This window comes from Glycocaulis abyssi (assembly GCF_041429775.1).
Classification (GTDB): domain Bacteria; phylum Pseudomonadota; class Alphaproteobacteria; order Caulobacterales; family Maricaulaceae; genus Glycocaulis; species Glycocaulis abyssi.
Genome location: NZ_CP163421.1, coordinates 1,343,517 through 1,365,104, shown reverse-complemented (window position 1 = coordinate 1,365,104; position 21,588 = coordinate 1,343,517). Strand labels below are relative to the sequence as shown.

Below are 21,588 nucleotides of genomic sequence, written 5' to 3'. Positions count from 1 at the left end.
GGGGAACCCGGTTTGAGTGGTGCGGGTGCGTGGAAAACAAAAAAACCCCGCCATCGCTGGCGGGGCTTTCGTTATTCAGATCAGGCAATAAGCCCTAGTTGTTCATGGCCGCAGCGAAGCGCTCGCCCAGCTTGTCGAGGAAGCCTTCGGTGGAGAGCCAGCCCTGCTGGTCGCCCACCAGAAGCGCGAGGTCTTTCGTCATATAGCCGCTCTCGACCGTTTTGGTGACCGTAAGCTCGAGCTTCTCGGCAAAGTCGATAACGGCCTGATTGCCGTCCATCTTGCCGCGGTGGTAGAGGCCGCGCGTCCAGGCGTAGATCGACGCGATGGAGTTGGTCGAGGTCTGCTCGCCGCGCTGGTGCTGGCGATAGTGGCGGGTGACGGTGCCGTGGGCGGCTTCCGCCTCAACGGTCTTGCCATCCGGCGTCATCAGCACCGAGGTCATCAGGCCCAGCGAGCCAAAGCCCTGCGCGACGGTGTCGGACTGCACATCGCCATCATAGTTCTTGCAGGCCCAGACATAGCCGCCGGACCATTTCATCGCGGCTGCCACCATGTCGTCGATCAGGCGGTGCTCATAGGTAATCTTCTTGGCATCGAAATCGGCCTTGAATTCGCTCTGGTAGATCTCTTCAAAGATGTCCTTGAAGCGCCCGTCATAGGCTTTCATGATCGTGTTCTTGGTGGAGAGGTAGACCGGCCAGCCGCGATCCAGGCCATAGCGCAGGCAGGCGCGGGCAAAGTCGCGGATCGAGGCGTCCAGATTATACATGCCCATGGCGACACCGCCGCCGGGGAAGTCAAAGATTTCGTGGGTGACCGGCGCGCTGCCGTCTTCCGGCGTGAACGTCATGGTCAGCTTGCCAGGGCCCTTCACCACCATGTCGGTGGCGCGGTACTGATCGCCAAACGCGTGGCGGCCGATGACGATGGGTTTGGTCCAGCCCGGCACCAGGCGGGGCACGTTCTTGATGACGATGGGTTCGCGGAACACCACACCACCGAGGATGTTGCGGATCGTGCCGTTGGGCGAGCGCCACATCTTCTTCAGGCCGAACTCTTCCACGCGCTGCTCGTCGGGCGTGATCGTGGCGCATTTCACGCCAACGCCGTAATGCTTGATCGCCTCGGCGGCCTCGACCGTGATCTGGTCATCGGTCTCGTCGCGCTTCTGGATGGAGAGGTCGTAGTATTTCAGATCAATATCGAGATAGGGCAGGATCAGCTTCTGCTTGATGAGATCCCAGATGATCCGGGTCATCTCATCGCCATCAAGCTCAACAACGGGGGTATCGACTTTGATCTTTGCCATGTGCGGTGTGCTCTTCTCTTGAGGGCGCGCGCATCGGCGCGCTAGAGGTGGGCCTTACTGGTTCGGGCGGTCATCTAGCACCGCGCACCCGCTTAAGGAAGGGCAGGTATGTCATCGAGTGACGGTGCGCGCGGATCGGGCCCGGCTTTCGTGCTGGTCAATCCGCAAATGGGCGAGAATATCGGCGCGGCGATGCGGGTGATGGCCAATTTCGGCCTTGAGGACTTGCGCATCCATGCCCCGCGCGATGGCTGGCCGAATGAACGCGCCGAGGCGATGAGCGCCGGCTCGCCCCTCTACACGTCTGCCCGCGTCAGCGATGATCTCGATGACGCTCTGGAGGGGTGCACCGTGCTCTACGCCACCACGGCGCGCCCGCGCGGCATGGTCAAACCGGTAATGACTGCGCGCGAGGCGATGGCCGAGGCGAGGGGGCTGATCGCAGCCGGCCAGAAGCCGGGCTTCCTCTTCGGGGCAGAGAAATCCGGTCTTCCCAACGAGCTGGTCGCGCGCTCGCGCTCCATCCTTACCCTGCCTGTCGATCCGGGCTTTGCCTCGCTGAACCTTGCCATGGCGGTGGGTGTGCTGGCCCATGAATGGCGCGCGGGCGATCCGCCGCCAGAAGAGTTCAAACCGCTGGAGGAGGCCGCCGATGCGGTGCAGCTCCACCGCATGTATGAGCATTTCGAGGACGAGCTGGAACGGGCCGGCTTCTTCTTCCCGCCGGAGAAAAAGCCGCTGATGACGCAGAATCTGCGCAACATGTTCGCCCGCGCAGGCCTTACCGAGCAGGAAGTGCGCACCTTCCGCGGCGCCATCAAGGCGCTGACCATCGGACGCGGCAAGGCGCGCGTGGTGCGGGAGTAACGCGCGTTTCGCTTCATCCTTCGAGACGTTCGCTTCGCTCACCCTCAGGATGAGGGGAAAAGCGCAGTCCAATTCCCTCATCCTGAGGAGCACGAAGTGCGTCTCGAAGGACGAGGGAATTGGGCCAACTCACCCTCTTGAATTGACAATTCCCAGCCCCTGCAGCATAAGCCGCGCTTCCCTCACGCTGGGGCTGGTGACAGTCCTGAATATTCATCCCACGGGACGATGCGTGAACCGCCGTGTTTTGTAGCCGGTGCGATTGTGAGGGCGCACAGGCCGGGCCGCATCGAAGAAGAGAGAACCATGTCGAAGCGTCATTCGCAGAAATACAAAATTGACCGCCGTATGGGCGAAAACATCTGGGGCCGTCCTAAGTCTCCGGTGAACACCCGCTCCTACGGCCCCGGCCAGCACGGCCAGCGCCGCAAGGGCAAGATGAGTGATTTTGGCCTGCAGCTCATGGCCAAGCAGAAGCTCAAAGGCTATTACGGCAACATCACCGAGAAGCAGTTTGCGCGCACCTATGAAGAGGCGCAGCGCCGCCGTGGCAACACGGCCGAAAACCTGATCGGGTTGCTGGAAAGCCGTCTGGATGCGGTGGTCTACCGCTCCAAATTCGTGCCGACCGTGTTTGCCGCCCGCCAGTTCGTCAATCACGGCCACGTGACGGTGAACGGCAAGCGCGTCAACATCTCGTCCTACCAGGTAAAGCCCGGTGACGTGGTGGAAGTGCGCCAGAAGTCGCGCAACATGGCCCTCGTCCTTGAAGCGCTGGACAGTGCCGAGCGCGACGTGCCGGACTATATCGATCTCGATGCCAAGGCGATGAAAGCCACCTATACGCGCGTGCCGGAATTCTCCGACGTGCCGTACCCGGTGAAGATGGAACCGAACCTGGTGGTCGAATTCTACGCGTCGTAAGGCGCCCGGAATTATAGAATACGCGAAAAGCCCGTCAGCTTGCTGGCGGGCTTTTTGTTTGGCGTTTGGGCAAACTTTTCAGCTTGCAGTCATGTCTGGCCTGCCATGGGTTGTGCCGGTTAAAACCGGAGGCATGAGGATGATGGCGATGACACGATGGATGGCGGTGGCGGGTTCGGCCCTGATGCTGGCGGCATGCGCAGCGGCATCATCCGCACAGCCCTCGCGCGACCTGCCCGGTGAGCGCGAGACAATTCATGACTGGTATGTCCAGGCTGACGGGACGATCCGGGTTCAGGTGCGCTCCAACGGCTGTACCACGAAGGAGAGCTTCGAGCCGGTTGTGATGGTGGATTCGCGCACGCGCTGGTCTTTCACGGTGGAGCTGCGGCGGCTCCAGCCGGACCTGTGCCGCGCCTATCTGCCTGAAGGGGTGGTGCTGGTCTGGACGCGCGACGATCTGGGCCTGCCGCGCGGCGGGACGGTCCGGGTTATCAATCCGCAGGCCCCGACGCCAAGGCCGAGGCGGTAGGACGCCGGCCTTCGCGCGCGGGCTCAGGTTCCGAGGAATTGGAAGCGCTTGCCTCTCAACCGGGTTCCCGGGCTTGCCTGTCCCCGTGAAAACGGGGAACCCGGGATCCAGCAATGCCGCACCCCGGCTTTAATCGGAAAAAAGAAAAATGGACCCCGGCTCGGGGGCCGGGGACCCGGATACTCGATCTCATGCCTTGGGATGCAGTGGCGCTCGAAGGAGAGGGAGGCCAACCGCTAGGCCGCTTCAATACCCTTGTCGTCAAGCAGGGCTTTGAGCTCGCCGGTCTCGAACATCTCTTTCACGATGTCGCAGCCACCGATGAACTCGCCCTTCACGTAGAGCTGAGGGATGGTGGGCCAGTCTGAATAGACCTTGATGCCTTCGCGCACATCCATGTCTTCGAGCACGTTCACCGAGTGATATTCCACGCCCATATGCTGGAGCACGCGCGAGACGAGCGAGGAAAATCCGCACTGGGGAAAGAGCGGCGTGCCCTTCATGAACAGCACCACGTCGTGGCTCTCCACCGTGTTGCGGATGGATTCTAGCGTTGTGGTATCGGTCATGAGGGCGCTCCTTCGCGCGGGGAATATCCTGCCAGAGAGCTAGGAAGAGCCAGCCGTCCGGTCAAGCGGGGCACTCAGGGCGCGCGCGTGATGAGCGCGAGGGCATGCAGCTCGCCGCCCATGCGGCCGCCCAGCGCATTATAGACCAGCTGGTGCTGCTTTACTCTGGAAAGCCCGGCAAAGGCCGGTGAGACCACGGTCGCGCGGTAATGATCGCCATCGCCGGCCAGATCCTCGATCTCCACTTGCGCATCAGGCAGGGCCTCGCGGATCAGGCGTGAAATATCGTCGGCGGCCATGGGCATGGAATTTCCTCCTGTTCGCGGCGCTTCGCAGCGCTAGACTTGGGGTAACTCGCGCGAATCCTCAAGCGCGCATCCTAACAGCTTATCAGGGCAGGGAGCCTTATCCGTCATGCAGTTCACCCCGAAGATTCTGGTCTTTCCCCTGCTGGCTTTCGCGCTGGCATCCTGCGCGCCAACCGACACCGGGCCGTCGCGCGAGGCGCAGGCGCTGACCGATCTGCGCGCCCTCTCGGCAGATGAGATGGAAGGCCGCCTCGTCGGCAGCGAGGGCAATGCCCGCGCCCGCGCCTATATCGTCGAGCGCCTTGGCGAGATCGGCGTCGAGGCGGTGTTTGAAAACTACGAGCAGAGCTTCACCTTCCAGCGTTCGCTGGATTTCCGCGATCCTGATGCCGAGCGTGAAATCATTACTGCGATCAATCTGGTGGGCCGTATCGCCGGGACCAATCCGGGCGAACATGTGATGGTGGTCGGCGCGCATTACGACCATGTCGGCATGGATGAAGACGGTAATATATTCAACGGCGCAGACGACAATGCGTCGGGCACGGCGGGCCTGCTGGCGGTTGCCGCGGCGTTCATGGAGAACCCGCCGGAGAATGACGTTATCATCGTCGCATTCGATGCCGAAGAGGGCGGTCTTCGCGGCGCGCGCCATTATGTGGCCAACATGCCGGAAGGCTATGAATCCGTCGGCTTCATGCTGAACATGGACATGCTGGCCTATAGCGAGACCGATGATCTGTATGCCGTCGGCACCTGGCACTATCCGGTCCTGCTGGATCTGGTTACGGCCGCGGCAGAGGTGTCGCCGGTCAATCTGCGCACCGGCTATGACGAGCCGAGCGATGATCCGCGCAATGACTGGACGATGCTGTCCGATCACGGCCCCTTCCACGCGGCGGGCATCCCCTTCCTCTATCTGGGCGTCGAGGACCATGAGCACTACCACCAGATCAGCGACACCTATGAGAACATGACGCTGGCCTTCTTCGGCGGAGCGGTGGAGACGGCGGTGGATGTGGCCCGGCGTGCCGATGCCATGCTGGACCTGATTGCCCGCTCGCCTTCGCGCCAGCCCGAAGCGGTAGAGAAATAGGTGCCATGACGCTGACCGTTGAGCAGTTGAACGAGTACGCCGTCCCGCTGGCGCGCACGCTCGGCGTTGTGGTGGTCGAAGCCGGGCCGGAGCGGGTCGTGGCCGAAATGGAGGTGCGCGCCGACATCTGCACGCTCGGCGATACGCTTCATGGCGGCGCGATGATGAGCCTGGCCGATATTGCGGGCGCGATCGGGGCCTTTGTGTCGCTGCCGGAAGGCGCGGTGGGCACCACCACGACCGAGAGCAAGACCAACATGATCTCCAGCCCGCCTGTGGGCACCAAGGTCATCGCCACGGCAACGCCTATCCACAAGGGCAGCACCAGTCAGGTCTGGCAGACCCGCATCGAGCGGGAGGATGGCAAGCTGGTCTCGCTCACGACCCAGACCCAGCTCAATATGTGGCCGAGGGGGTAGGGGGAGACGTTGAAACCCCGGACGCGCAGCGATCCGGCGCCTGTCTCAGCGTGTTCTGCACTACGTCCCGGATAGCTGCTGGCGCAACTTCCGGGAATTCAGGCCATCAGGCAAACGCCTGATGGCCTGTGATGGCGCGCCCCATGATGAGGGCGTGGATATCGTGCGTGCCCTCATAGGTGTTGACGGTTTCCAGATTCACCGCGTGGCGCAGGATATGGTACTCCTCGGCGATGCCGTTGCCGCCATGGATGTCGCGCGCCTCGCGGGCGATGGCCAGCGCCTTGCCGCAATTATTGCGCTTCATCAGCGAGATGGCTTCGGGCACGAAGGCGCCCTGGTCGATCAGGCGGCCCAGCTGCAGCGCGCCGAGGAAGCCAAGCGTGATTTCCGCCTGCATGTCGGCCAGCTTCTTCTGGACCAGCTGGGTGGCAGCAATCGGCTTGCCGAAGACGACGCGTTCGAGGGCATAATCGCGCGCGGCGTGGAAGCAGAATTCCGCGGCGCCCATTGCGCCCCAGGATATGCCGTAGCGCGCCTTGTTGAGGCAGGAGAACGGACCGCGCAGGCCCTTCACGTTTGGCAGGATGGCGTCCTCGCCGACCTTTACGTCATCCAGCGAGATCGAGCCGGTGACGGAGGCGCGAAGCGAGAGCTTGCCTTCGATCTTGGGTGTCTCGAAACCCTTCGTGCCGCGCTCGACGATGAAGCCGCGTATCTCGCCGTCCAGCTTGGCCCAGACCACCGCCAGATCAGAAATCGGCGAGTTCGTGATCCACATTTTCGAGCCGTTGAGGACATAGCCGCCATCGACCTTCTTCGCGGTGGTGCGCATCGCGCCCGGATCGGATCCGCCATCGGCCTCGGTCAGGCCGAAGCAGCCGACAAATTCACCGCTGGCGAGTTTGGGCAGGTATTTCTTTTTCTGTTCGTCTGAGCCAAACGCGAAGATCGGATACATGACGAGGGAAGACTGCACGCTCATGGCCGAGCGATAGCCGGAGTCAACGGCTTCGACTTCGCGCGCGATCAGGCCATAGGCGACGTGGGAGAGGTCAGAGCCGCCATAGACTTCCGGCAAGGTGGCGCCCAGAAGACCCAGCTCGCCCATCTCCGACATGATTTTGCGGTCGAACTTTTCCTCGCGTGCTGCCTCGATCACGCGGGGCAGAAGCTCTCCGCGCGAGTAGTCGCGCGCGGCCTTGGAGACCATGCGCTCTTCTTCGGTCAGCAGGGTGTCCAGATGAAGCGCATCATCCCAGCGAAAGGTGAGTTCGGCATTCTTGGTCCCGTCTGCGGCCATGACACTCGTGCTCCTCGCATTGTTCTGACGTTCCGGTCAGGGCCTTGCTACTACCCTTGGCGCCGAAAAGGCAGAGGCTTTTTCACCCCGCGCAGAGGCGGGAGCCTGATACAGCCCCGATGCCAGACAGCCTTCCCGTTGACGGGGCACGTGCTAGCGTGCGCGCAAGAGTGTGAAAACAGACAAGGGGAGGCGCGCCATGGCGACGCTATTGCGGCTGGCGGGTATTGCAGTGCTGGTGACGGGGCTGGCGGCATGCGAGCCGCCGGTGGGCAGACCGGCGCAAACAGCTGGCGCAACCGGGCAGGCACCGCAATGGGCCGGCCCTGTGGAGCATGAGGCGGCGAGCTTCACCGTGCTCACTGGCGGTACGCCCATCGGCGCCGTTCAGGTGACGCCGCAGGAAAATGGCTACGCAATCTTTTACGAGTTCCGCAATAACGGGCGGGGCCCCACTTTCAACGAGAGCGTGATACTCGACGGGCATGGGCTGCCGGTGCACTGGTCCATCGAAGGTGCCACCACGTTCGGAAATGCCGTCGACGAGCTTTTCCATCTGGAGGATGGCCGCGCCTTCTGGCGCGATACGACCGGCGAGACCGGGATGGATGTGACCGGCCGCGCCATATACGCGCCGCAGAACTCCAGCCCCTACAGCCTCGCGATCACCGCCCGCGCCCTGATGGCCGCCGACGGCAATGTGCTTGCTGCCATTCCGGGCGGTGAGGTGCGCATCGAAGAGATTGAGCGTCTGACCGTCTCCAATGGATCTGACACGCGCGAAATCACCAGCTGGGCACTCACCGGTCTCGGTCTGAACCCGACCTATTTCCTGATGGATGGCGAGGCGTTTTTCGGGGTCATCTCGCCCTCCTTCGCTGTGCTGGCTGAAGGCTTTGAAGGCGAGGATGAGCGGCTTCGCGCGCTGGCGGCCGAATACGGTGCCAGCCGGTTCGAGGCGATTCAGTCGCGCGTCGCCCATGAGTTCGACGGGCCGGTCAGGGTGCGCAATGTGCGCGTCTTTGATCCACTCGCCGAGGCGCTCGGAGAGCCGGTTTCGGTCGTCGTCGAGGGCAATCGCATCGCTGCAATCGATCCGCTGGAGGTGCCTTCACGCGCCGGTGAGGTGGAGATTGACGGCGGCGGGGGCTCGCTATTGCCGGGCCTGTTCGAGATGCACGCCCATATGGGGGAGGCCAGCGCCTTCCTGAACATCGCTGCAGGCATTACCAGCGCCCGTGACATGGGCAATAATAACGCGGTCCTCGACCAGCTTGTCGACAATATCGAGGCTGGGCGCGTAGCCGGACCCCGCCTTTACCGCAGCGCCTTCATCGAAGGGCGCAGCCCCTTCAATTCCAATAACGGTGTGGTGGCGGAAAGCGAGGAGGAGGCCGTTCAGGCGGTGCATGACTATGCCGACCGCGGCGGGTTCCACCAGATCAAGATCTACAACTCCATGCGTCCCGAATGGATTCCAGCTGTCATCGCCGCCGCGCGCGAGCGCGGGCTTCGCGTCACCGGTCATATCCCCGCGTTCACCAATGCCGATGCGATGATCGAAGCCGGGTATGACGAGATCGTGCATATCAACCAGCTCATGCTGGGCTGGGTGCTGGAGTTCTGACGAGGATACGCGCACGCTCCTGCGCCTGACCGCGTTGCAGCGCCTTCCTGTCCTGGACCTCGACAGTCCAAACGTTCAGGCCACCATCGACGCCATGGTTGAGCGCGGCGTTGCCATCGATCCCACCTTTGCCATTCACGAGCAGCTCTTGCTGTCGCGCAATGGCGAGGTGTTCGCCGGTGCGGCGGACTATGTCGATCACATGCCGGTGGCCGTGCAGCGCGGTGCCCGCTCGGCCATGTCGGCGATCAATAGCGAGGAAGAGGATGCGGCCTATCGCGGCGCATTCGAGCAGATACGCCAGATGCTGCAGATCATGCGCGAGCGCGGTATCGCGATGGTGCCGGGTACCGATCTTGGCGGCTCATTCGCCTATCACCGCGAGCTGGAGCTCTATCAGCAGATCGGCATGGAGCCTGCGGAAATCCTCGGCTGGGCCAGCCATGGCATGGCCGAATATCTCGGTGTAGACGGCGAGCTGGGCCGGATCGAGCCGGGCTATCTGGCTGATTTCTTCCTGGTGCCAGGGGATCCCACGCAGGACCTGCGGGACATCAAGACGATCTCAATGGTTGTTGCCGACGGCCGGGTCTATTTCCCGAGCGAGATCTATCCCGAATTCGGTATCCGGCCCTTTACGGGCGTGCCTGAAATGCGGGCCGTGGAGTAGTCCTTACGGTCTGAAGCCCCGGACGTTGCCGGTGATGCCTCCCCCGTTCACGGGGGAGAACCAAATTCTTGACCGTCTCGAAGGACGAGGGCTCATCCGAACAGCACGACGCTGGCGATGGTGAAATAGATCACCACACCGGTGGCATCGGCTATCGACGTGACGAGAGGCGCGCTGGCCGTCGCAGGGTCCAGATTGAGGCGTGAGAGCACGAATGGCAGGCTCATGCCGATCAGGCTGCCGACCAGCACGATGATGATCATCGAGCTGGCGACCACCATTGCGATATCGGTTCCACCCCGGAAGACGCCAATGCCGGAAACCGCGAGCGCCATGGTGATGCCGAGCGCCGCAGCGACGAGAAATTCGCGGCCCAGCATGCGCCCCCAGTCGCGCGAGCGCACCTCGCCGGTTGCCAGCGCGCGCACCATCAGTGTTGCGGCCTGCGCGCCGGCATTGCCGCCAGAGGCGATCAGTAGCGGCAGGAAGAAGATCAGCGCGATATGGGCGGCAATCGTGTCCTCGAAATAGGCGATGCCAAAGCCGGACAGGAGATTGCCGAACACCAGCAGGACCAGCCAGACAATGCGGGCGCGATAGAGGGTGAAAATGCCGGCTGAGCGGACGCTTTCATCAATATCGCCGTGCGCGCCGAGACGCAGGAAGTCTTCCGTGGCCTCTTCCTCGAGCGCGTCGATGGCGTCATCGTGTGTGACGATGCCGAGCAGATGATGCTGCGCGTCGACAACAGGCACGGCCAGGATGTCATATTTGGCGACCGTGCGGGCCACGCTTTCCTGATCGTCATCGACGTGCACGAAGACCGGGTCATCGTCCATCAGCGCCGAGACCTTGCGTGAGGGCGGGGCGAGGATGAGGTCGGCAAGGCGCACCGTGCCGATCAGTTCCCGGTCGTCCTTGAGCACATAGGTCCGGTAGATGGTTTCCTTGTCGGGCGCCTCCAGGCGCAGCTGCGCAATCGCTTCCTTCGCCGTCATGTCAGGCTTCAGCGTTGCATAGTCCGAGGTCATGATCGCGCCGGCCGTGCCTTCCTCGTAGGAGGCCAGCTTGCGGATATTCTCGCGTTCGACATGGGCAAGGGCCGGCAGGATCATTTCCTGCTGCTCCTCGGAGAGCCGGTTGTAGACGTCGGCCCGGTCATCGGCGTCCATCTCGGTGATGAGCGCCGTCAGCTGCGGGCGTGTCATGTGCTCGATGGTTTCGGCCTGCAATTCCGGTTCGATATAGCCGAACACGTCGGCCTGCACCGATACCGGCAGCGCGCACAAAAGCTTCCAGGCCTCTCCCGGATCCATCTCGGACAGGGTGTGGGCGATATCAGCCGGATGGTCTTCTGCATCTATGGTGATCGCCAGTCCGGCTTCATCGAATGCCATGGGAACTCCTTGCAACCAAAGGAAGGGTGCTGCGTTACCTGTGTTCTAGACCTGCAAGGCGGCACTTACCAATAGCGGAACAGTGAGATGTTCGCGCGACTGGCAGGAAGGCCGTGCCGCCTCGTCAAAACCGCGACGAACAAGGAAGGACAGACACATGAGCACCTCTGCTGCACGCGCCACCAAACAGGCGAAATCTGCCGTCAAGCGCGAGGCAGATGCCGAATCCCTTGCCGCCGAGCTGGACGAGCTGAAACGCGAGTTCCGCGAGCTGGTCGAGCAGGTTGGACGGGTCGGCAAGGTCAGCGCGCATGAAGCTTCCACGGCTGCCAAGACCACGGTCAAACAGGGCAAGGATGTCGGCGAGCAGCTTGTGGAAGATGTGGTCGACCAGTGGAACACGGTGGAGGGCCGGATTGTCCGGGAGACACGTGAGAAACCGTGGCAGGCGCTCGGCATCGCGGCGGCAGCCGGCCTTCTGATCGGTTTCCTGGCGCGCCGCTAACCGCATGCTCGGACCTGTAAATGCCTTGATGTCGCTGGCCAGCGGACATGTCTCGCTGGTCGGCAGTCATCTCAAGACGCGGATTTATCTGAAAATCCTGCTGGCGCTGTGCGTCATTGGCGCGGTGGTGTTCGGCTGCGTGCTTGCCAGCGTGATGCTGGCCGAGGCGATCGGCCTGGTGAGCACGCTCGCGCTGATGGCCGGAGTCTTCGTGGCTGCGGCCCTCATCGTGCTGATCGTGATGGCCGTTGAGCAGAAACGCCACGAGGCCCGTGAGCGCGAGCAGCGCGAGGCGGAAAAGCGCCTGGCCAAGATCGCGCTGGTTTCGGCGCTTCCCATGCTCAAAAGCGGTGGGCTTATTGCCGCCGGTGCTGCGGCCATTGCCCTGATGGTGGTGCTGGGCGGCAAGGGCGGCGATGATGGTGATCCCGGCTAGAGCGGCGCACTTGCCCATCGGCGCGTAGCAGACCAGTCTCGCACCCGGCAGTAATGCGGGGGCGGGATGGCTGGCGGCGAAAAACTCCAACGGGAAATAACGGCGCGGGGCATCTGGCTTCTGGCCGTCAATGGCATGATCGGTGCCGGGATATTCGCCGTACCCGGCGGCGCGGCCGCGCTGGTGGGCGTTTGGAGCCCGCTGGTCTATGTGGTCTGCGCGGTCCTGCTGGGCCTTATTGTTGCCTGCTATGCAGAGCTGGCCAGCCGTTTCACCTCCACCGGCGGGCCGGTGCTCTATGTGCGCACCGCCTTCGGCAAGTTTGCCGGGTTTGAAACCGGGCTTGCCGTCTACGCGACGCGCATCACCGCCTTTGCCGCGAACGTGAACCTGATGGTGGCCTCCATCGCTTTCTTCGTGCCCGCGCTTGAGAGCGGGCCTTTGCGCATTCTGGTCATCATCGCGATCATCGCCGTGTTGGCGGGTATCAATATCGCAGGTGCCAAGCCCGCCATGCGCGCGATGGGGCTCCTCACCATACTGAAATTCCTGCCTTTGCTGGCGGTTGCGCTGGTGGGCCTGTTCCATATCAATCCATCGATATTTCCTGATAACTCGCTCGGCTTCCCGGCAAGCGCGCAATGGAGCGCGGCCGTTCTGCTGGTCATCTACGCCTTTGTCGGCTGGGAGGCAGCCGTCATCCCGGCAGGCGAAACGCGCGAACCGGGCAAGGCCATGCCGCTCGGCCTGTTCTGGGCGCTGGGCGTGGTGGCCCTGCTTTATGTGGTTATCCAGATCGTGTGCGTGGCGGTCGTGCCTGACCTTGCCAGTTCGGAGCGTGCGCTGGTCGATGCCGGGGCGATCCTGTTCGGCCCTGCAGGCGCGCTTCTCCTGACGCTGGGCGTGATCGTCTCGGTGGGCGGCAATATCACCGGCACGGTCGTGACAACACCGCGCCTGACCTACGCGCTGGCGCTGGAAAAGACCCTGCCGGCCTGGTTCGGCAAGGTGGATGAGCGCACGCATGTTCCGGCCAATTCCATCATTTTCTTTGCCGTGCTGGCTGCGGTCCTCGCCGTGGTGGGTGATTTCTTCGCGCTCGCCGCGATGAGCGCCTTCGTGCGTGTGCTCATTTATGTGGGCTGCATCGCGGCCATGCCGCGCGTGCGCGCCCTGCCTGCCGAGACCGAAAAGCCGATGCGCCTGCCGCTGGGCTGGACGATCCCGGTGCTGGCGGTGCTGGGATCGCTGGTATTGCTTAGCCAGGTGCCACTGCGCTCCATGGCGATCACGGCGGCGTTTCTGCTGGCAGGGGCCGTCATCTACATGCTGATGCAGTTTGTGAATGCGCGCCGCGCCTGAGCGAAAGAACAAGACGGGGGAGGGACATGAACGCTGAACTGGCCGTACTGATTACGCTGGTGACCTACAAGCTGGTGCTGGTCGGCGTGGGTCTTTGGGCCTCGCGCCTGAACCGCACCGAGACAGACTTTCTCTTGGGCGGTCGCGGGCTGGGGCCGTGGGTCGCGGGCCTCTCCTACGCGGCCTCCACCTCGTCGGCCTGGGTGCTTTTGGGGTTTTCCGGCTTCGTCTACGCGGTTGGCCTGTCCGCGCTGTGGATGGTGCCGGGGATTCTTGGCGGCTATGTCGTGATGTGGGTCTGGTTCGGGCCGCGCATTCGCGCCGAAAGCGCTGCCGAAAATCAGGTCACGCTCGGAGATTTCCTCGCCGCGCGCGCGAAAGGCACAGGCCGCACGGCCATCTTATGGGCGGCGGCGCTGCTGGTCCTGTTCTGCTTCATCTTCTACATCGCGGCCCAGTTCGGTGCGGCGGCCATCGCCTTTGAAAACCAGTTCCAGCTGGGACGGATGGAAAGCGTGCTGATCGGGGCAGGCATCATCCTCATCTATTCGCTTCTGGGCGGCTTCTGGGCGGTCAGCGTCACCGACACGCTGCAGGGCGCGATGATGGCCCTGATCGCCATTCTGCTGCCCGTTCTGGCGCTCATGGCGGCGGGAGGCCCGGCGGAGGTCTGGACCACCCTGCAGGCCAATGCCCCCGACGGCTATATGTCCTTCACGGGCAACCGCGCCATCTTCATTTTTATCGGCTTTGCGCTGGGTGTCGCCGGTATCGGCCTTGGCACGTTCGGCCAGCCGCAGCTGATGAGCCGTCTGATGGCCGTAAAGGGCGAGGCGGCAAGGAAGCGCGCCTTTGCCGTGTCGATGGGCTGGGGCGTCATCGTCTATGCCGGCATGGTGACGCTGGCTCTCTCGGGCCGCGCGCTGCTGGGCGCAGGGCAGGAGGGCGAGGCGCTGTTCTACACGCTCGCCGGGGAGCTTCTGCCGCCGGTGCTGGCCGGCATCATCATTGCCGCCGTGCTGTCTGCCGTGATGTCTACAGTGGACTCCCTGCTCATCGCCACGTCGGCGGCGGTTTCCCACGATATGGGCGTCTCGAAGCGCTATCCGGGCCGGGAAGTGCTCATCTCGCGCATCGTCATGGCGGCCCTGTGCGCCGCGGCGGTTGTCATGGCGCTGGCCATCCCGGCGACGATCTTCGACCGGGTGCTGTTCTCCTGGTCGGCGCTGGGCGCGGCTTTCGGGCCCATCGTGGTGGCCCGTGTGGCGCGCGTGGAGCCGGCAACCGGCGCCATTCTGGCGGCCATGGCGCTGGGCTTTGGCATGAGCGCGCTCTTCTTCCTCATCAGGGGTGTGGGACTGGAAGGCACGGGCGGTCTGGGCGGTTTCCTCGCCGGACTGGCGGCGCTTCCCGGCTCACCGTTCGAGCGCGTGGTGCCCTGGCTATTGCCACTGGTGATCGTGTTCGCGTGGAGGCGGCCTGCCCATGCATGATGTCGTCATCATCGGTGCGGGCTTTTCCGGGCTGGAGGCGGCGCGCCGCCTGGCGCCGGACCATGATGTGGTGGTGATGGAAGCGCGCGAGCGCGCGGGCGGGCGCGTGCTCACTCACACATTTGCCAATGGCGATGAGACCGATCTGGGCGGGCAATGGGCCGGTCCCGGACAGGACCGGCTCTATGGCCTGATCGCCGAGATGGGCTTCATTACCTACCCGCTCTGGGATGAGGGGGATCATCTGGTACGCGCCGGACGCCTGAAGCGCTATCGCGGCACCATTCCCAGCCTTTCCATCCCTGTATTGCTGGACCTGAACCGCGCGCTCTCGCGTTTCGAGGCGATGGCGCGCCAGCTGGATCCGGCTGAACCCTGGACGCACCCGCAAGCGCAGATGTGGGACCGGATCACGGTGGCAGACTTCCTCAAACGCCACACGTTCACGAAGCGCGCCCGCGAGATGTTCACCATCGGCATCGGGGCGGTGTTCTGCGCCGAGCCGCATGAGCTCTCCTTGCTGCATGCGCTGTTCTATGCGCGCTCGGGGCGCTCGCTGGACGCGCTCCTGTCCGTCTCAGGCGGCGCGCAGCAGGACCGGGTGCATGGGGGTATGGGCGGGCTCGCGACCGCTGTGGCGGCTTCTCTGGGTGATGTGGTGCGCTATGGCGAAGCCGTGCAGGCAATAGGCTGGGGCAAGGACGGCGTCACCATCACCACCAGCCGCCAGAGCTGGCGCGCCAGACGCGTGATCCTCGCCCTCCCGCCTTCACAGGCGCTGGGCATACGCTTTGACCCGGCGCTGCCGCCAAACCGTGATGCGCTCTGGCGGCGCATGCCCGCCGGGGCCTGTATCAAGTGCGTGGCGCAATATGCGCGGCCCTTCTGGCGGGAGAGCGGCCTTTCCGGGCAGGCGGTGGGCGGTGATCTCGCCGTGCGCGTGACCTTCGACAATACAGAACAGGGCAGGTCTGCCGGTCTGCTGCTGGGCTTCATCGAAGGCGAGGAGGCACGCCGCTGGTCGCAAGTTTCCGCGGAGACGCGCCGTGACGCCGTGCTGGATGCCTTTGCCGGTTTCTTCGGAGACGAGGCGCGCTCGCCCATCGACTATGCCGATAAGGACTGGACCAGCGATGCGTGGACGCGCGGCTGCTACGCCTCCATCCTTGGTCCCGGCGTCTGGACCACGCTGGGCCAGAATATGCGCGATCCCATTGGCCCGATCCATGTCGCGGGCACCGAGACCGCCGTTCAGGGTTTTGGCTATATCGAAGGCGCGCTGGAAGCGGGCGCGCGTGCGGCAGACGAGGTAAGGGCGGCTTTGGGTTGATCAATGATCGGGCAACACCGGGGTCCCGGTCCCCGAGCCGGGACCCATAGTCTGGCGCCGGGCGTAACCCGTGGATCCCGGGTCAAGCCCGGGAACCCGGTTGTTGGCCAAGCGGGCCGAAATGGGTAAGGTTTACTCCCCCACCCACAGCACCAATACCTGACCGCCGCTCGTGCGGTTGGCGGTGTGGATGCCCTCGCGGTCAACCGCAATCGCCGCCCCGTCTGATCCAATGCCCCAGAGCGAGCCGCCCAGGAAAGCGGTGATGCCGGCACGGGCCGATGTGTCCTGCAGGCGCCCTGCGAGTGCGTGCGTCTGCCAGGCCTCGCCTTCGGTCAGACGGCCAGCCTCGCCGCGCGGCACATCATCGGGCCAGGGCGTCACATAGCCGCCCCAGGGCGCATCCCACACATCGCCGGGCTGCAGGAAGGCGGGCACGGCCAACAGCTCGGCATCGTCGATCGCTGCGTAGACGTCCGGGTGCCAGGAATCGGCGCAGATCAGCACGCCCAGCCGTCCGGCGGGCGTCTCGAATAAGGGATAATCTTCCAGAGTGGCGGCAGCGGTGAAGCCCGCCTCGGACGGAATGGGATAGGCCTTGCGCACCAGCGCGCCATGGACCCGGCCATCGGGCGCAAACACCGCGCCGACATTCTCCAAAGGGCCATCCGTGTCCGCCACTATTGCGCCGGCCTCGATGCGGGCGCCTGCCAACACCACCGACCCGGCGACGATAGTGATGGCGTACTCTTCGGCCAGCGCGCTGAAAGCGGCCTGATAGGCCTGCGCCATATCGGCGCTGCGCATGCGGAACACGGCGGCAGCGGCGCGGTCAGGCTCGGCGCTCGCCAGCAGCGAACCGGCATAGGGCAGAGGGTTGGCAGCGATGAGCGCAATCATCGCCCCGTCAACGCTGCGCGCCCGGTAAACTGCGCGCGGCGCGTCTGCGGCGACCAGCCAGGTAGCGATATGTTCGGGGAAGACGGCTATCGTTTGTGGTGTCAGAACCCCCGCCTCGCGCGCCGCGTCGAGATAATCGGCCAGCCGCGCCCGGAAGGCTTGCGCACTGGTGTAATCCTCGACCCGCATGACCGGCTCAACGGCGATGAGATTGGCATTCGTGCGGCTGCCGGTCTCGCTGACCACAATCGGATCGGCAACCGGCGCATCCGGCGCGGGCAGGGCCCGCCAGAACGACCATCCCGCCAGGGCGGCAATGACAATGCAGGCAAAGAATATCAGCCAGCGGGGCATGGTGGATCTCCGGCGCTTAGCGGGCTTGCTCACGATCACTGTGACGGGTTTCGAAACAAAGAAAAAGGGCGCAGCCCGGGGAAGCTGCGCCCTTTGTGAAGACCGGTGGACAGGTCAGGATTATACCAGCCGGTCTTCCAGTCCGTCACGCTCGCGGCCGCCGAAAACGGCTGCGGCGCTGGCGACAAATGCGCCTATCAGCATGGCCAGTGCCGTGGCGATGGCGAGCGTTGCGCTGGCGGCGCGGGCATTGTCGACCTCTTCACGTGCCTCGGCGCGGACCGTGTCCATCCGGGCGAACGCATCCTGGACGCGGGCCTCGGCTTCGTTGACGCCGATGGCGGTGCGCTCGGCCACGTCCTCCACCAGCCAGGCGCGGTCCTCGGCAGTGACGGACTCCGGGTCGGCGATGGCCCGCACGACAAAGCGGTCTGCCTCCTGCCGGGCCGTGGCGAGCGTTTCGGGGTCGGCGCCGGGCGCCCGATACAGCCGGTCGGTGATGATGGTGGACGGTGCGGGCACGCCGTCTTCAGCCTGCACCGCAGCAGCAGTCACGGCCGTTGCGCCCAGTGCGCCGCCGCCGGCAGCGATCGCGGCGGCCGCGAACATGAAGGCGCTGGCCACAGCCCAGGTCAGAAAGCCGTGCACGCTGTCCCGGAAGAATACTTCATCAGCGTGGATGGACCAGCGCAGCCGTGTGCGCCCGGCAATATAGCCGCCCGCGATCGAGGCGAAGATCTGCGTGAAGATCAGCCAGACAATTGTCACGACGCTGATCGTTGTGGCGGACAGCCCGTCGCCGGCGAAGGGCGACATGGCGCCAAAGCCGAATGCCGCCCCCAGAATGACCAGGATGATGGTGAGTCCGCCAGCGGCAAACGCGCCAGCGAACACGGCCGACCAGTTGATGGCCGGACCGGTCCAGCGGGCGGGCGTGGTGGTGGTTGCGGGCGCTGTTATGGATGCATCGGTCATGTCGTGCGCCTCCTAGAACAGGATCAGGATGAGAATGATGACGGGGATCGGCACCCCCAGGAACCACATCAGTATTGCCTTGCCCATGTCCGGGTGCCTCCTCGCGCGGGATGGACCGCGCCCTGCGAATGATGATCAGCAGGGAAACGCCGGGTGCGGCGCGGTGGTTCCGGACGGGCTAGCGAATTTGCGCGTCAGGCGGGTAGACAAGGCCCAGCCATTCGGCCACCAGCGCGGGCTTGTCCACACCCTCGATCTCGACGGTTACCTCCATGCGCGTCAGGAAGCCGCCATCGCTGCGCGCCTCGGCGCCCAGAAAGGTGAAGTGCCCGCGCACCCGCGAATTGACCGGCACGGGCGCGAGGAAGCGGATACGGTCAAATCCGTAATTGATGGCATAGGCGCCTTCCGGCCAGGGGCTGGCCTGATGGCTGAAACCGGTCAGCAGGGAAAGGGTGAAAAAGCCGAAGCTGATCGTTGTCGGGAAGGGACCGTGCGCCGCGCACCAATCAGGATCGGTGTGCATCGGGTCTTCATCGCGCGTGACCTTGCCGAAAACGTTGAAATCCTCCTGCGTCAGCCGCGTCCAGCCGGACACGCCCATCGCGCTGCCGGGTTCGAGGCCAAACGGGTGTCCTGCCTGTGTCGTCATCGGGTTGTTCCTTACCTTGCAGGCAGTTCGGGTTCTCAATTGCCCCGCAAACTGCTTTGCGTTCGGCGAAATCCGCTCTAGCGCTTCAGGTCACGCCCTTCGCGCCAGGCAGCGATGTCGCTTCGGCGTACAGTGCACATGTCGCCGGGCATGGAATGCTTCACCGCCATGGCTGTGAGCGCGTCTGCAAGGGCCGTTTGCGGGTCCAGCCCATGTGCGAGCCCGTCAATCAGCCCTGCAGCGAAGGCATCGCCGCCACCAATCCGCTCTACAATACCGGCGAGGCTTTCCGGTCCGGCGCTCGCCGTGCCGCTCCGGCTGGCGAGCCGGGCATGAAGGGTCTGGTCAAGCGTGCCGCGCGACTGACGGAAGGTGGTGGCCACATGCTGAAGGCCGTCAAACCGGGCGAAGGCGGCCGCAGCCGCGTTGTCAAAATCGGCTTCCGGCTCGCCGGTCTGGTCCAGCGGCAGGATGCGGGCGAGGTCACCGGCACTGGCAAACAGTACGGTCACGTGGGTGGCCAGGGCGGCGAGAATGCTGCTTGCCTCTTTTTCGCGTCCGCCCCAGAGCATGGGCCGGTAATTGACGTCGAAGGACACGCTGGCACCCAGCTCGCGCGCCGTTCTCGCGGCGTCGAGCGCGGCCTGTGCCGGCCCGGCGCCGAGGGCGGGGGTGATGCCCGAAAGATGCAGCCAGTCCACCCCGTCCAGCGCGGCTTTCCAGTCCCACGCGCCCGGCGGCATCTGGCTGAAGGCAGATCCGGCGCGGTCATAGATGATCTCGGCGGGACGTTGCATCGCGCCGCTGGTATGAAAGTAGAGTCCCATCCGCCCGGCGGTGCGGGTAATGTGCGAGGTGTCCAGGCCAGAGCGGCGAAGCTCCCCGGTGCACGCATCCCCGATAGCGTTTTCCGGCAGCGCGGTAATGATACGCGCGCGGTGTCCCAGCGCGGCAAGGCCGGCAGCAACATTGGCTTCTGCGCCGCCGAACCAGGTTTCGAGTCGGTGTGAATGCAATAATGCCTCGCGCCCTGGTGCGCTCAGGCGCAACATCACTTCGCCGAACGCCGCAGCGTTGAGGTAACGGCTCATTTGCATACTCCATATACGCGGATCAGGGCCGTAACCCACGCTCCAGCTTGAGGATGTCACCGTAGCCGCGCGACAGTGCGCTGCGAAAGTCCGGATTTCGCGCAAGGCCAGGCGGGAAGACCTGTTCCATCTCCAGAAAGCGTGCAGTGTCGCCCGCGGGGTCTCCGGTGCAGTCCCGCCGGCCACCAGCAATGTCTCCTGCAGGGGATCGGTGAGAGCCCAACCCTCCCTTGCGGCCCGCACCACAAAGCGCATCCAGGCTGCCGCTGCCCGGGCAAGGTGCACAACCGGCCGCCCGGCCTGAAGGTTGTCAGCAACGGTGCCCAGCAGGCGCACAGGCAGTTTCTGCGAGCTGTCCCAGGCAATCTGCGACAGCTTGTGGCTGATGGCGGGATTGGCAAAGCGCGCCAGCACACCTTGCGCGTAAGCGTCCGGGTCAAGCCCCTGAACAGGCGCCAGGCCGGGGAGGATTTCCTGGCCGATCATCTCTGCAATGCTGGCGCCCAGCCAGTCATCTGCAATTGCCTCGCTTACCCGCTGATAGCCAAGGGCCAGTCCCATCCAGGCAAGCGCGGAGTGTGCCCCGTTCAGCACGCGCAGCTTGGCAAGGGCATGCCCGCGGACATCACTGGTCAGGACGGCGCCTGCCCGGCCCAGCGCGGCGACGGGTTCGCAATCCAGATTTTCGATGACCCAGGATGTGAACACCTCGCGGCAGACGGCGGCGTCGTCGCGCGTGCCCAGCTCGCTCTCCAGCGCGTCGAGGAAAGCCGGATCGCTTGCCGGTGTGATGGAATCCACCATGGTCCGTGGGAAGAGGGTGTGACGCTCGATCCAGCCGGCAAGCCCGGTGTCGGACTGCCGGGCCAGCCGGACGACGGCTTCGCGCAGCCGGCTGCCGTTATCGGTCAGGTTGTCGCAGCTCATGACGACAGGCGGCGGCGTTCCGGCGGCCTTGCGCCGGGCCAGCCCGGCCACCAGCCAGCCGATTGCGCTGCGCGGGGCGTCCGGCCGCGCGATATCGTGAACGATGTCGGGATGGCTAAGGTCAAGCTGGCCGTTCCCGTCGAGGCAATATCCCTTTTCGGTGATGGTCAGGGTGATCAGGCGTGTCGCTGGCGCGCCAAGAGCGGTGAGCGTACCGGACGGATCGTCCTGCGCGCTGAAGGCATCACGGATCGCGCCTATCACGCGGGTCCAGCTAGCTGGCCCCAGCGTTTTCAGGGTGAACAGCCCGTCTTGCGCGCGTAACGTATCGGTCGTGTCCCGGCTGCGCAGGGCAATCGCCGTGATCGCCCAGCGCGGATCATCGTGCAGCAGGGTATCGATGAAGGCGGCTTGGTGCGCGCGATGGAACGCGCCCGGTCCGATGTGCACAATGCCGGGCTGAAGCTGTGTCCTGTCATAGGCAGGGCGCGCCACATGGGCCGGCAGGGCGTGCAGCATGATATTTCCCCGCGGCCTGC

At 64.3% G+C, this 21,588-nt stretch carries 21 protein-coding genes; 12 read left to right on the top strand and 9 right to left on the bottom strand.

Going from position 1 to position 21,588, the window contains the following annotated elements; genetic code table 11:
* Positions 1 to 94: 94 nt before the first annotated feature.
* The gene (locus tag AB6B38_RS06655) at positions 95 to 1,312 is read right to left on the bottom strand and encodes an NADP-dependent isocitrate dehydrogenase (protein ID WP_371394982.1); all 1,218 of its coding nucleotides are present in this window, start codon (positions 1,310 to 1,312) and stop codon (positions 95 to 97) included.
* A 108-nt stretch (positions 1,313 to 1,420) separates the two neighbouring features.
* Between AB6B38_RS06655 and AB6B38_RS06650 the strand changes: the two genes are divergently transcribed.
* The 3 genes from AB6B38_RS06650 to AB6B38_RS06640 all read left to right on the top strand — a co-directional run bounded on the left by AB6B38_RS06650 (position 1,421) and on the right by AB6B38_RS06640 (position 3,635).
* Positions 1,421 to 2,179: an RNA methyltransferase gene (locus tag AB6B38_RS06650; RefSeq protein WP_371394981.1), complete on the top strand. Its 759-nt coding sequence runs from the start codon at positions 1,421 to 1,423 to the stop codon at positions 2,177 to 2,179.
* Between the two features lie 306 nt (positions 2,180 to 2,485).
* Positions 2,486 to 3,103, top strand: coding sequence for a 30S ribosomal protein S4 (rpsD, locus tag AB6B38_RS06645; RefSeq protein ID WP_127567553.1), 618 nt, complete (start codon positions 2,486 to 2,488; stop codon positions 3,101 to 3,103).
* 148 nt (positions 3,104 to 3,251) lie between these two features.
* A complete protein-coding gene (locus AB6B38_RS06640) occupies positions 3,252 to 3,635 on the top strand; it encodes a hypothetical protein (protein ID WP_371394980.1) in 384 nt (127 codons plus the stop codon).
* A gap of 236 nt (positions 3,636 to 3,871) precedes the next feature.
* Here AB6B38_RS06640 and grxD read toward each other — a convergent pair whose 3' ends face one another.
* The gene (grxD, locus tag AB6B38_RS06635) at positions 3,872 to 4,204 is read right to left on the bottom strand and encodes a Grx4 family monothiol glutaredoxin (RefSeq protein ID WP_188451989.1); all 333 of its coding nucleotides are present in this window, start codon (positions 4,202 to 4,204) and stop codon (positions 3,872 to 3,874) included.
* Positions 4,205 to 4,278: 74 nt separating this feature from the next.
* Positions 4,279 to 4,509: a BolA family protein gene (locus tag AB6B38_RS06630; protein WP_188451990.1), complete on the bottom strand. Its 231-nt coding sequence runs from the start codon at positions 4,507 to 4,509 to the stop codon at positions 4,279 to 4,281.
* A gap of 109 nt (positions 4,510 to 4,618) precedes the next feature.
* Between AB6B38_RS06630 and AB6B38_RS06625 the strand changes: the two genes are divergently transcribed.
* Entirely contained in the window at positions 4,619 to 5,608 is a 990-nt protein-coding gene (locus AB6B38_RS06625) for a M20/M25/M40 family metallo-hydrolase (protein WP_371394979.1), read from the top strand.
* A 5-nt stretch (positions 5,609 to 5,613) separates the two neighbouring features.
* The gene (locus tag AB6B38_RS06620) at positions 5,614 to 6,027 is read left to right on the top strand and encodes a PaaI family thioesterase (RefSeq protein ID WP_188451992.1); all 414 of its coding nucleotides are present in this window, start codon (positions 5,614 to 5,616) and stop codon (positions 6,025 to 6,027) included.
* A 106-nt stretch (positions 6,028 to 6,133) separates the two neighbouring features.
* On the opposite strand, the gene AB6B38_RS06615 is transcribed toward AB6B38_RS06620, so the two are convergent.
* Entirely contained in the window at positions 6,134 to 7,330 is a 1,197-nt protein-coding gene (locus tag AB6B38_RS06615; protein ID WP_188451993.1) for an acyl-CoA dehydrogenase, read from the bottom strand.
* A 199-nt stretch (positions 7,331 to 7,529) separates the two neighbouring features.
* On the opposite strand from AB6B38_RS06615, the gene AB6B38_RS06610 reads away from it, so the two are divergent.
* Both AB6B38_RS06610 and AB6B38_RS06605 read left to right on the top strand, forming a co-directional pair.
* Positions 7,530 to 8,957 carry a hypothetical protein gene (locus AB6B38_RS06610; RefSeq protein WP_371394978.1) on the top strand — a complete coding sequence of 476 codons (1,428 nt, stop codon included), beginning with the start codon at positions 7,530 to 7,532 and terminating at the stop codon, positions 8,955 to 8,957.
* A gap of 94 nt (positions 8,958 to 9,051) precedes the next feature.
* Positions 9,052 to 9,627, top strand: a complete 576-nt coding sequence (locus tag AB6B38_RS06605) for an amidohydrolase family protein (protein WP_371394977.1) — start codon at positions 9,052 to 9,054, stop codon at positions 9,625 to 9,627.
* A 92-nt stretch (positions 9,628 to 9,719) separates the two neighbouring features.
* Here AB6B38_RS06605 and mgtE read toward each other — a convergent pair whose 3' ends face one another.
* A complete protein-coding gene (gene mgtE, locus AB6B38_RS06600) occupies positions 9,720 to 11,024 on the bottom strand; it encodes a magnesium transporter (protein ID WP_188451995.1) in 1,305 nt (434 codons plus the stop codon).
* Positions 11,025 to 11,181: 157 nt separating this feature from the next.
* On the opposite strand from mgtE, the gene AB6B38_RS06595 reads away from it, so the two are divergent.
* The 5 genes from AB6B38_RS06595 (at position 11,182) to AB6B38_RS06575 (ending at position 16,150) form a co-directional block, all read left to right on the top strand.
* Complete coding sequence (locus AB6B38_RS06595) at positions 11,182 to 11,529, top strand: DUF883 family protein (RefSeq protein ID WP_188451996.1); 348 nt, start codon at positions 11,182 to 11,184, stop codon at positions 11,527 to 11,529.
* A 4-nt stretch (positions 11,530 to 11,533) separates the two neighbouring features.
* Complete coding sequence (locus tag AB6B38_RS06590) at positions 11,534 to 11,965, top strand: hypothetical protein (protein ID WP_188451997.1); 432 nt, start codon at positions 11,534 to 11,536, stop codon at positions 11,963 to 11,965.
* A 66-nt stretch (positions 11,966 to 12,031) separates the two neighbouring features.
* Complete coding sequence (locus AB6B38_RS06585; protein WP_371394976.1) at positions 12,032 to 13,327, top strand: APC family permease; 1,296 nt, start codon at positions 12,032 to 12,034, stop codon at positions 13,325 to 13,327.
* A 26-nt stretch (positions 13,328 to 13,353) separates the two neighbouring features.
* Positions 13,354 to 14,820 carry a sodium/proline symporter gene (locus tag AB6B38_RS06580; protein ID WP_371394975.1) on the top strand — a complete coding sequence of 489 codons (1,467 nt, stop codon included), beginning with the start codon at positions 13,354 to 13,356 and terminating at the stop codon, positions 14,818 to 14,820.
* Positions 14,813 to 16,150, top strand: coding sequence for a flavin monoamine oxidase family protein (locus AB6B38_RS06575; RefSeq protein ID WP_371394974.1), 1,338 nt, complete (start codon positions 14,813 to 14,815; stop codon positions 16,148 to 16,150). The genes AB6B38_RS06580 and AB6B38_RS06575 overlap by 8 nt, the downstream gene beginning before the upstream one ends.
* A 132-nt stretch (positions 16,151 to 16,282) precedes the next feature.
* On the opposite strand, the gene AB6B38_RS06570 is transcribed toward AB6B38_RS06575, so the two are convergent.
* The 4 genes from AB6B38_RS06570 to AB6B38_RS06555 all read right to left on the bottom strand — a co-directional run bounded on the left by AB6B38_RS06570 (position 16,283) and on the right by AB6B38_RS06555 (position 21,568).
* Entirely contained in the window at positions 16,283 to 17,404 is a 1,122-nt protein-coding gene (locus AB6B38_RS06570) for a nitrilase-related carbon-nitrogen hydrolase (protein ID WP_371394973.1), read from the bottom strand.
* Positions 17,405 to 17,524: 120 nt separating this feature from the next.
* On the bottom strand, positions 17,525 to 18,379 hold the full coding sequence (locus AB6B38_RS06565) for a hypothetical protein (RefSeq protein WP_371394972.1): 855 nt from the start codon (positions 18,377 to 18,379) through the stop codon (positions 17,525 to 17,527).
* Between the two features lie 178 nt (positions 18,380 to 18,557).
* The gene (locus AB6B38_RS06560; protein WP_188452003.1) at positions 18,558 to 19,031 is read right to left on the bottom strand and encodes a MaoC family dehydratase; all 474 of its coding nucleotides are present in this window, start codon (positions 19,029 to 19,031) and stop codon (positions 18,558 to 18,560) included.
* Between the two features lie 77 nt (positions 19,032 to 19,108).
* Positions 19,109 to 21,568, bottom strand: coding sequence for a PfkB family carbohydrate kinase (locus AB6B38_RS06555; protein WP_371394971.1), 2,460 nt, complete (start codon positions 21,566 to 21,568; stop codon positions 19,109 to 19,111).
* Positions 21,569 to 21,588: the final 20 nt, after the last annotated feature.

Bases quoted from the DNA above. Each gene is read 5' to 3' on its own strand.
- AB6B38_RS06605 (WP_371394977.1), top strand. From the start codon at position 9,052: ATGGTTGAGCGCGGCGTTGCCATCGATCCCACCTTTGCCATTCACGAG.
- AB6B38_RS06640 (WP_371394980.1), top strand. From the start codon at position 3,252: ATGACACGATGGATGGCGGTGGCGGGTTCGGCCCTGATGCTGGCGGCA.
- AB6B38_RS06575 (WP_371394974.1), top strand. From the start codon at position 14,813: ATGCATGATGTCGTCATCATCGGTGCGGGCTTTTCCGGGCTGGAGGCG.
- grxD (WP_188451989.1), bottom strand. From the start codon at position 4,204: ATGACCGATACCACAACGCTAGAATCCATCCGCAACACGGTGGAGAGC.
- AB6B38_RS06650 (WP_371394981.1), top strand. From the start codon at position 1,421: ATGTCATCGAGTGACGGTGCGCGCGGATCGGGCCCGGCTTTCGTGCTG.
- AB6B38_RS06585 (WP_371394976.1), top strand. From the start codon at position 12,032: ATGGCTGGCGGCGAAAAACTCCAACGGGAAATAACGGCGCGGGGCATC.
- rpsD (WP_127567553.1), top strand. From the start codon at position 2,486: ATGTCGAAGCGTCATTCGCAGAAATACAAAATTGACCGCCGTATGGGC.
- AB6B38_RS06655 (WP_371394982.1), bottom strand. From the start codon at position 1,312: ATGGCAAAGATCAAAGTCGATACCCCCGTTGTTGAGCTTGATGGCGAT.
- AB6B38_RS06570 (WP_371394973.1), bottom strand. From the start codon at position 17,404: ATGCCCCGCTGGCTGATATTCTTTGCCTGCATTGTCATTGCCGCCCTG.
- AB6B38_RS06630 (WP_188451990.1), bottom strand. From the start codon at position 4,509: ATGCCCATGGCCGCCGACGATATTTCACGCCTGATCCGCGAGGCCCTG.
- AB6B38_RS06620 (WP_188451992.1), top strand. From the start codon at position 5,614: ATGACGCTGACCGTTGAGCAGTTGAACGAGTACGCCGTCCCGCTGGCG.
- AB6B38_RS06580 (WP_371394975.1), top strand. From the start codon at position 13,354: ATGAACGCTGAACTGGCCGTACTGATTACGCTGGTGACCTACAAGCTG.
- AB6B38_RS06595 (WP_188451996.1), top strand. From the start codon at position 11,182: ATGAGCACCTCTGCTGCACGCGCCACCAAACAGGCGAAATCTGCCGTC.
- AB6B38_RS06590 (WP_188451997.1), top strand. From the start codon at position 11,534: ATGCTCGGACCTGTAAATGCCTTGATGTCGCTGGCCAGCGGACATGTC.
- AB6B38_RS06610 (WP_371394978.1), top strand. From the start codon at position 7,530: ATGGCGACGCTATTGCGGCTGGCGGGTATTGCAGTGCTGGTGACGGGG.
- AB6B38_RS06565 (WP_371394972.1), bottom strand. From the start codon at position 18,379: ATGACCGATGCATCCATAACAGCGCCCGCAACCACCACCACGCCCGCC.
- mgtE (WP_188451995.1), bottom strand. From the start codon at position 11,024: ATGGCATTCGATGAAGCCGGACTGGCGATCACCATAGATGCAGAAGAC.
- AB6B38_RS06560 (WP_188452003.1), bottom strand. From the start codon at position 19,031: ATGACGACACAGGCAGGACACCCGTTTGGCCTCGAACCCGGCAGCGCG.
- AB6B38_RS06615 (WP_188451993.1), bottom strand. From the start codon at position 7,330: ATGGCCGCAGACGGGACCAAGAATGCCGAACTCACCTTTCGCTGGGAT.
- AB6B38_RS06625 (WP_371394979.1), top strand. From the start codon at position 4,619: ATGCAGTTCACCCCGAAGATTCTGGTCTTTCCCCTGCTGGCTTTCGCG.
- AB6B38_RS06555 (WP_371394971.1), bottom strand. From the start codon at position 21,568: ATGCTGCACGCCCTGCCGGCCCATGTGGCGCGCCCTGCCTATGACAGG.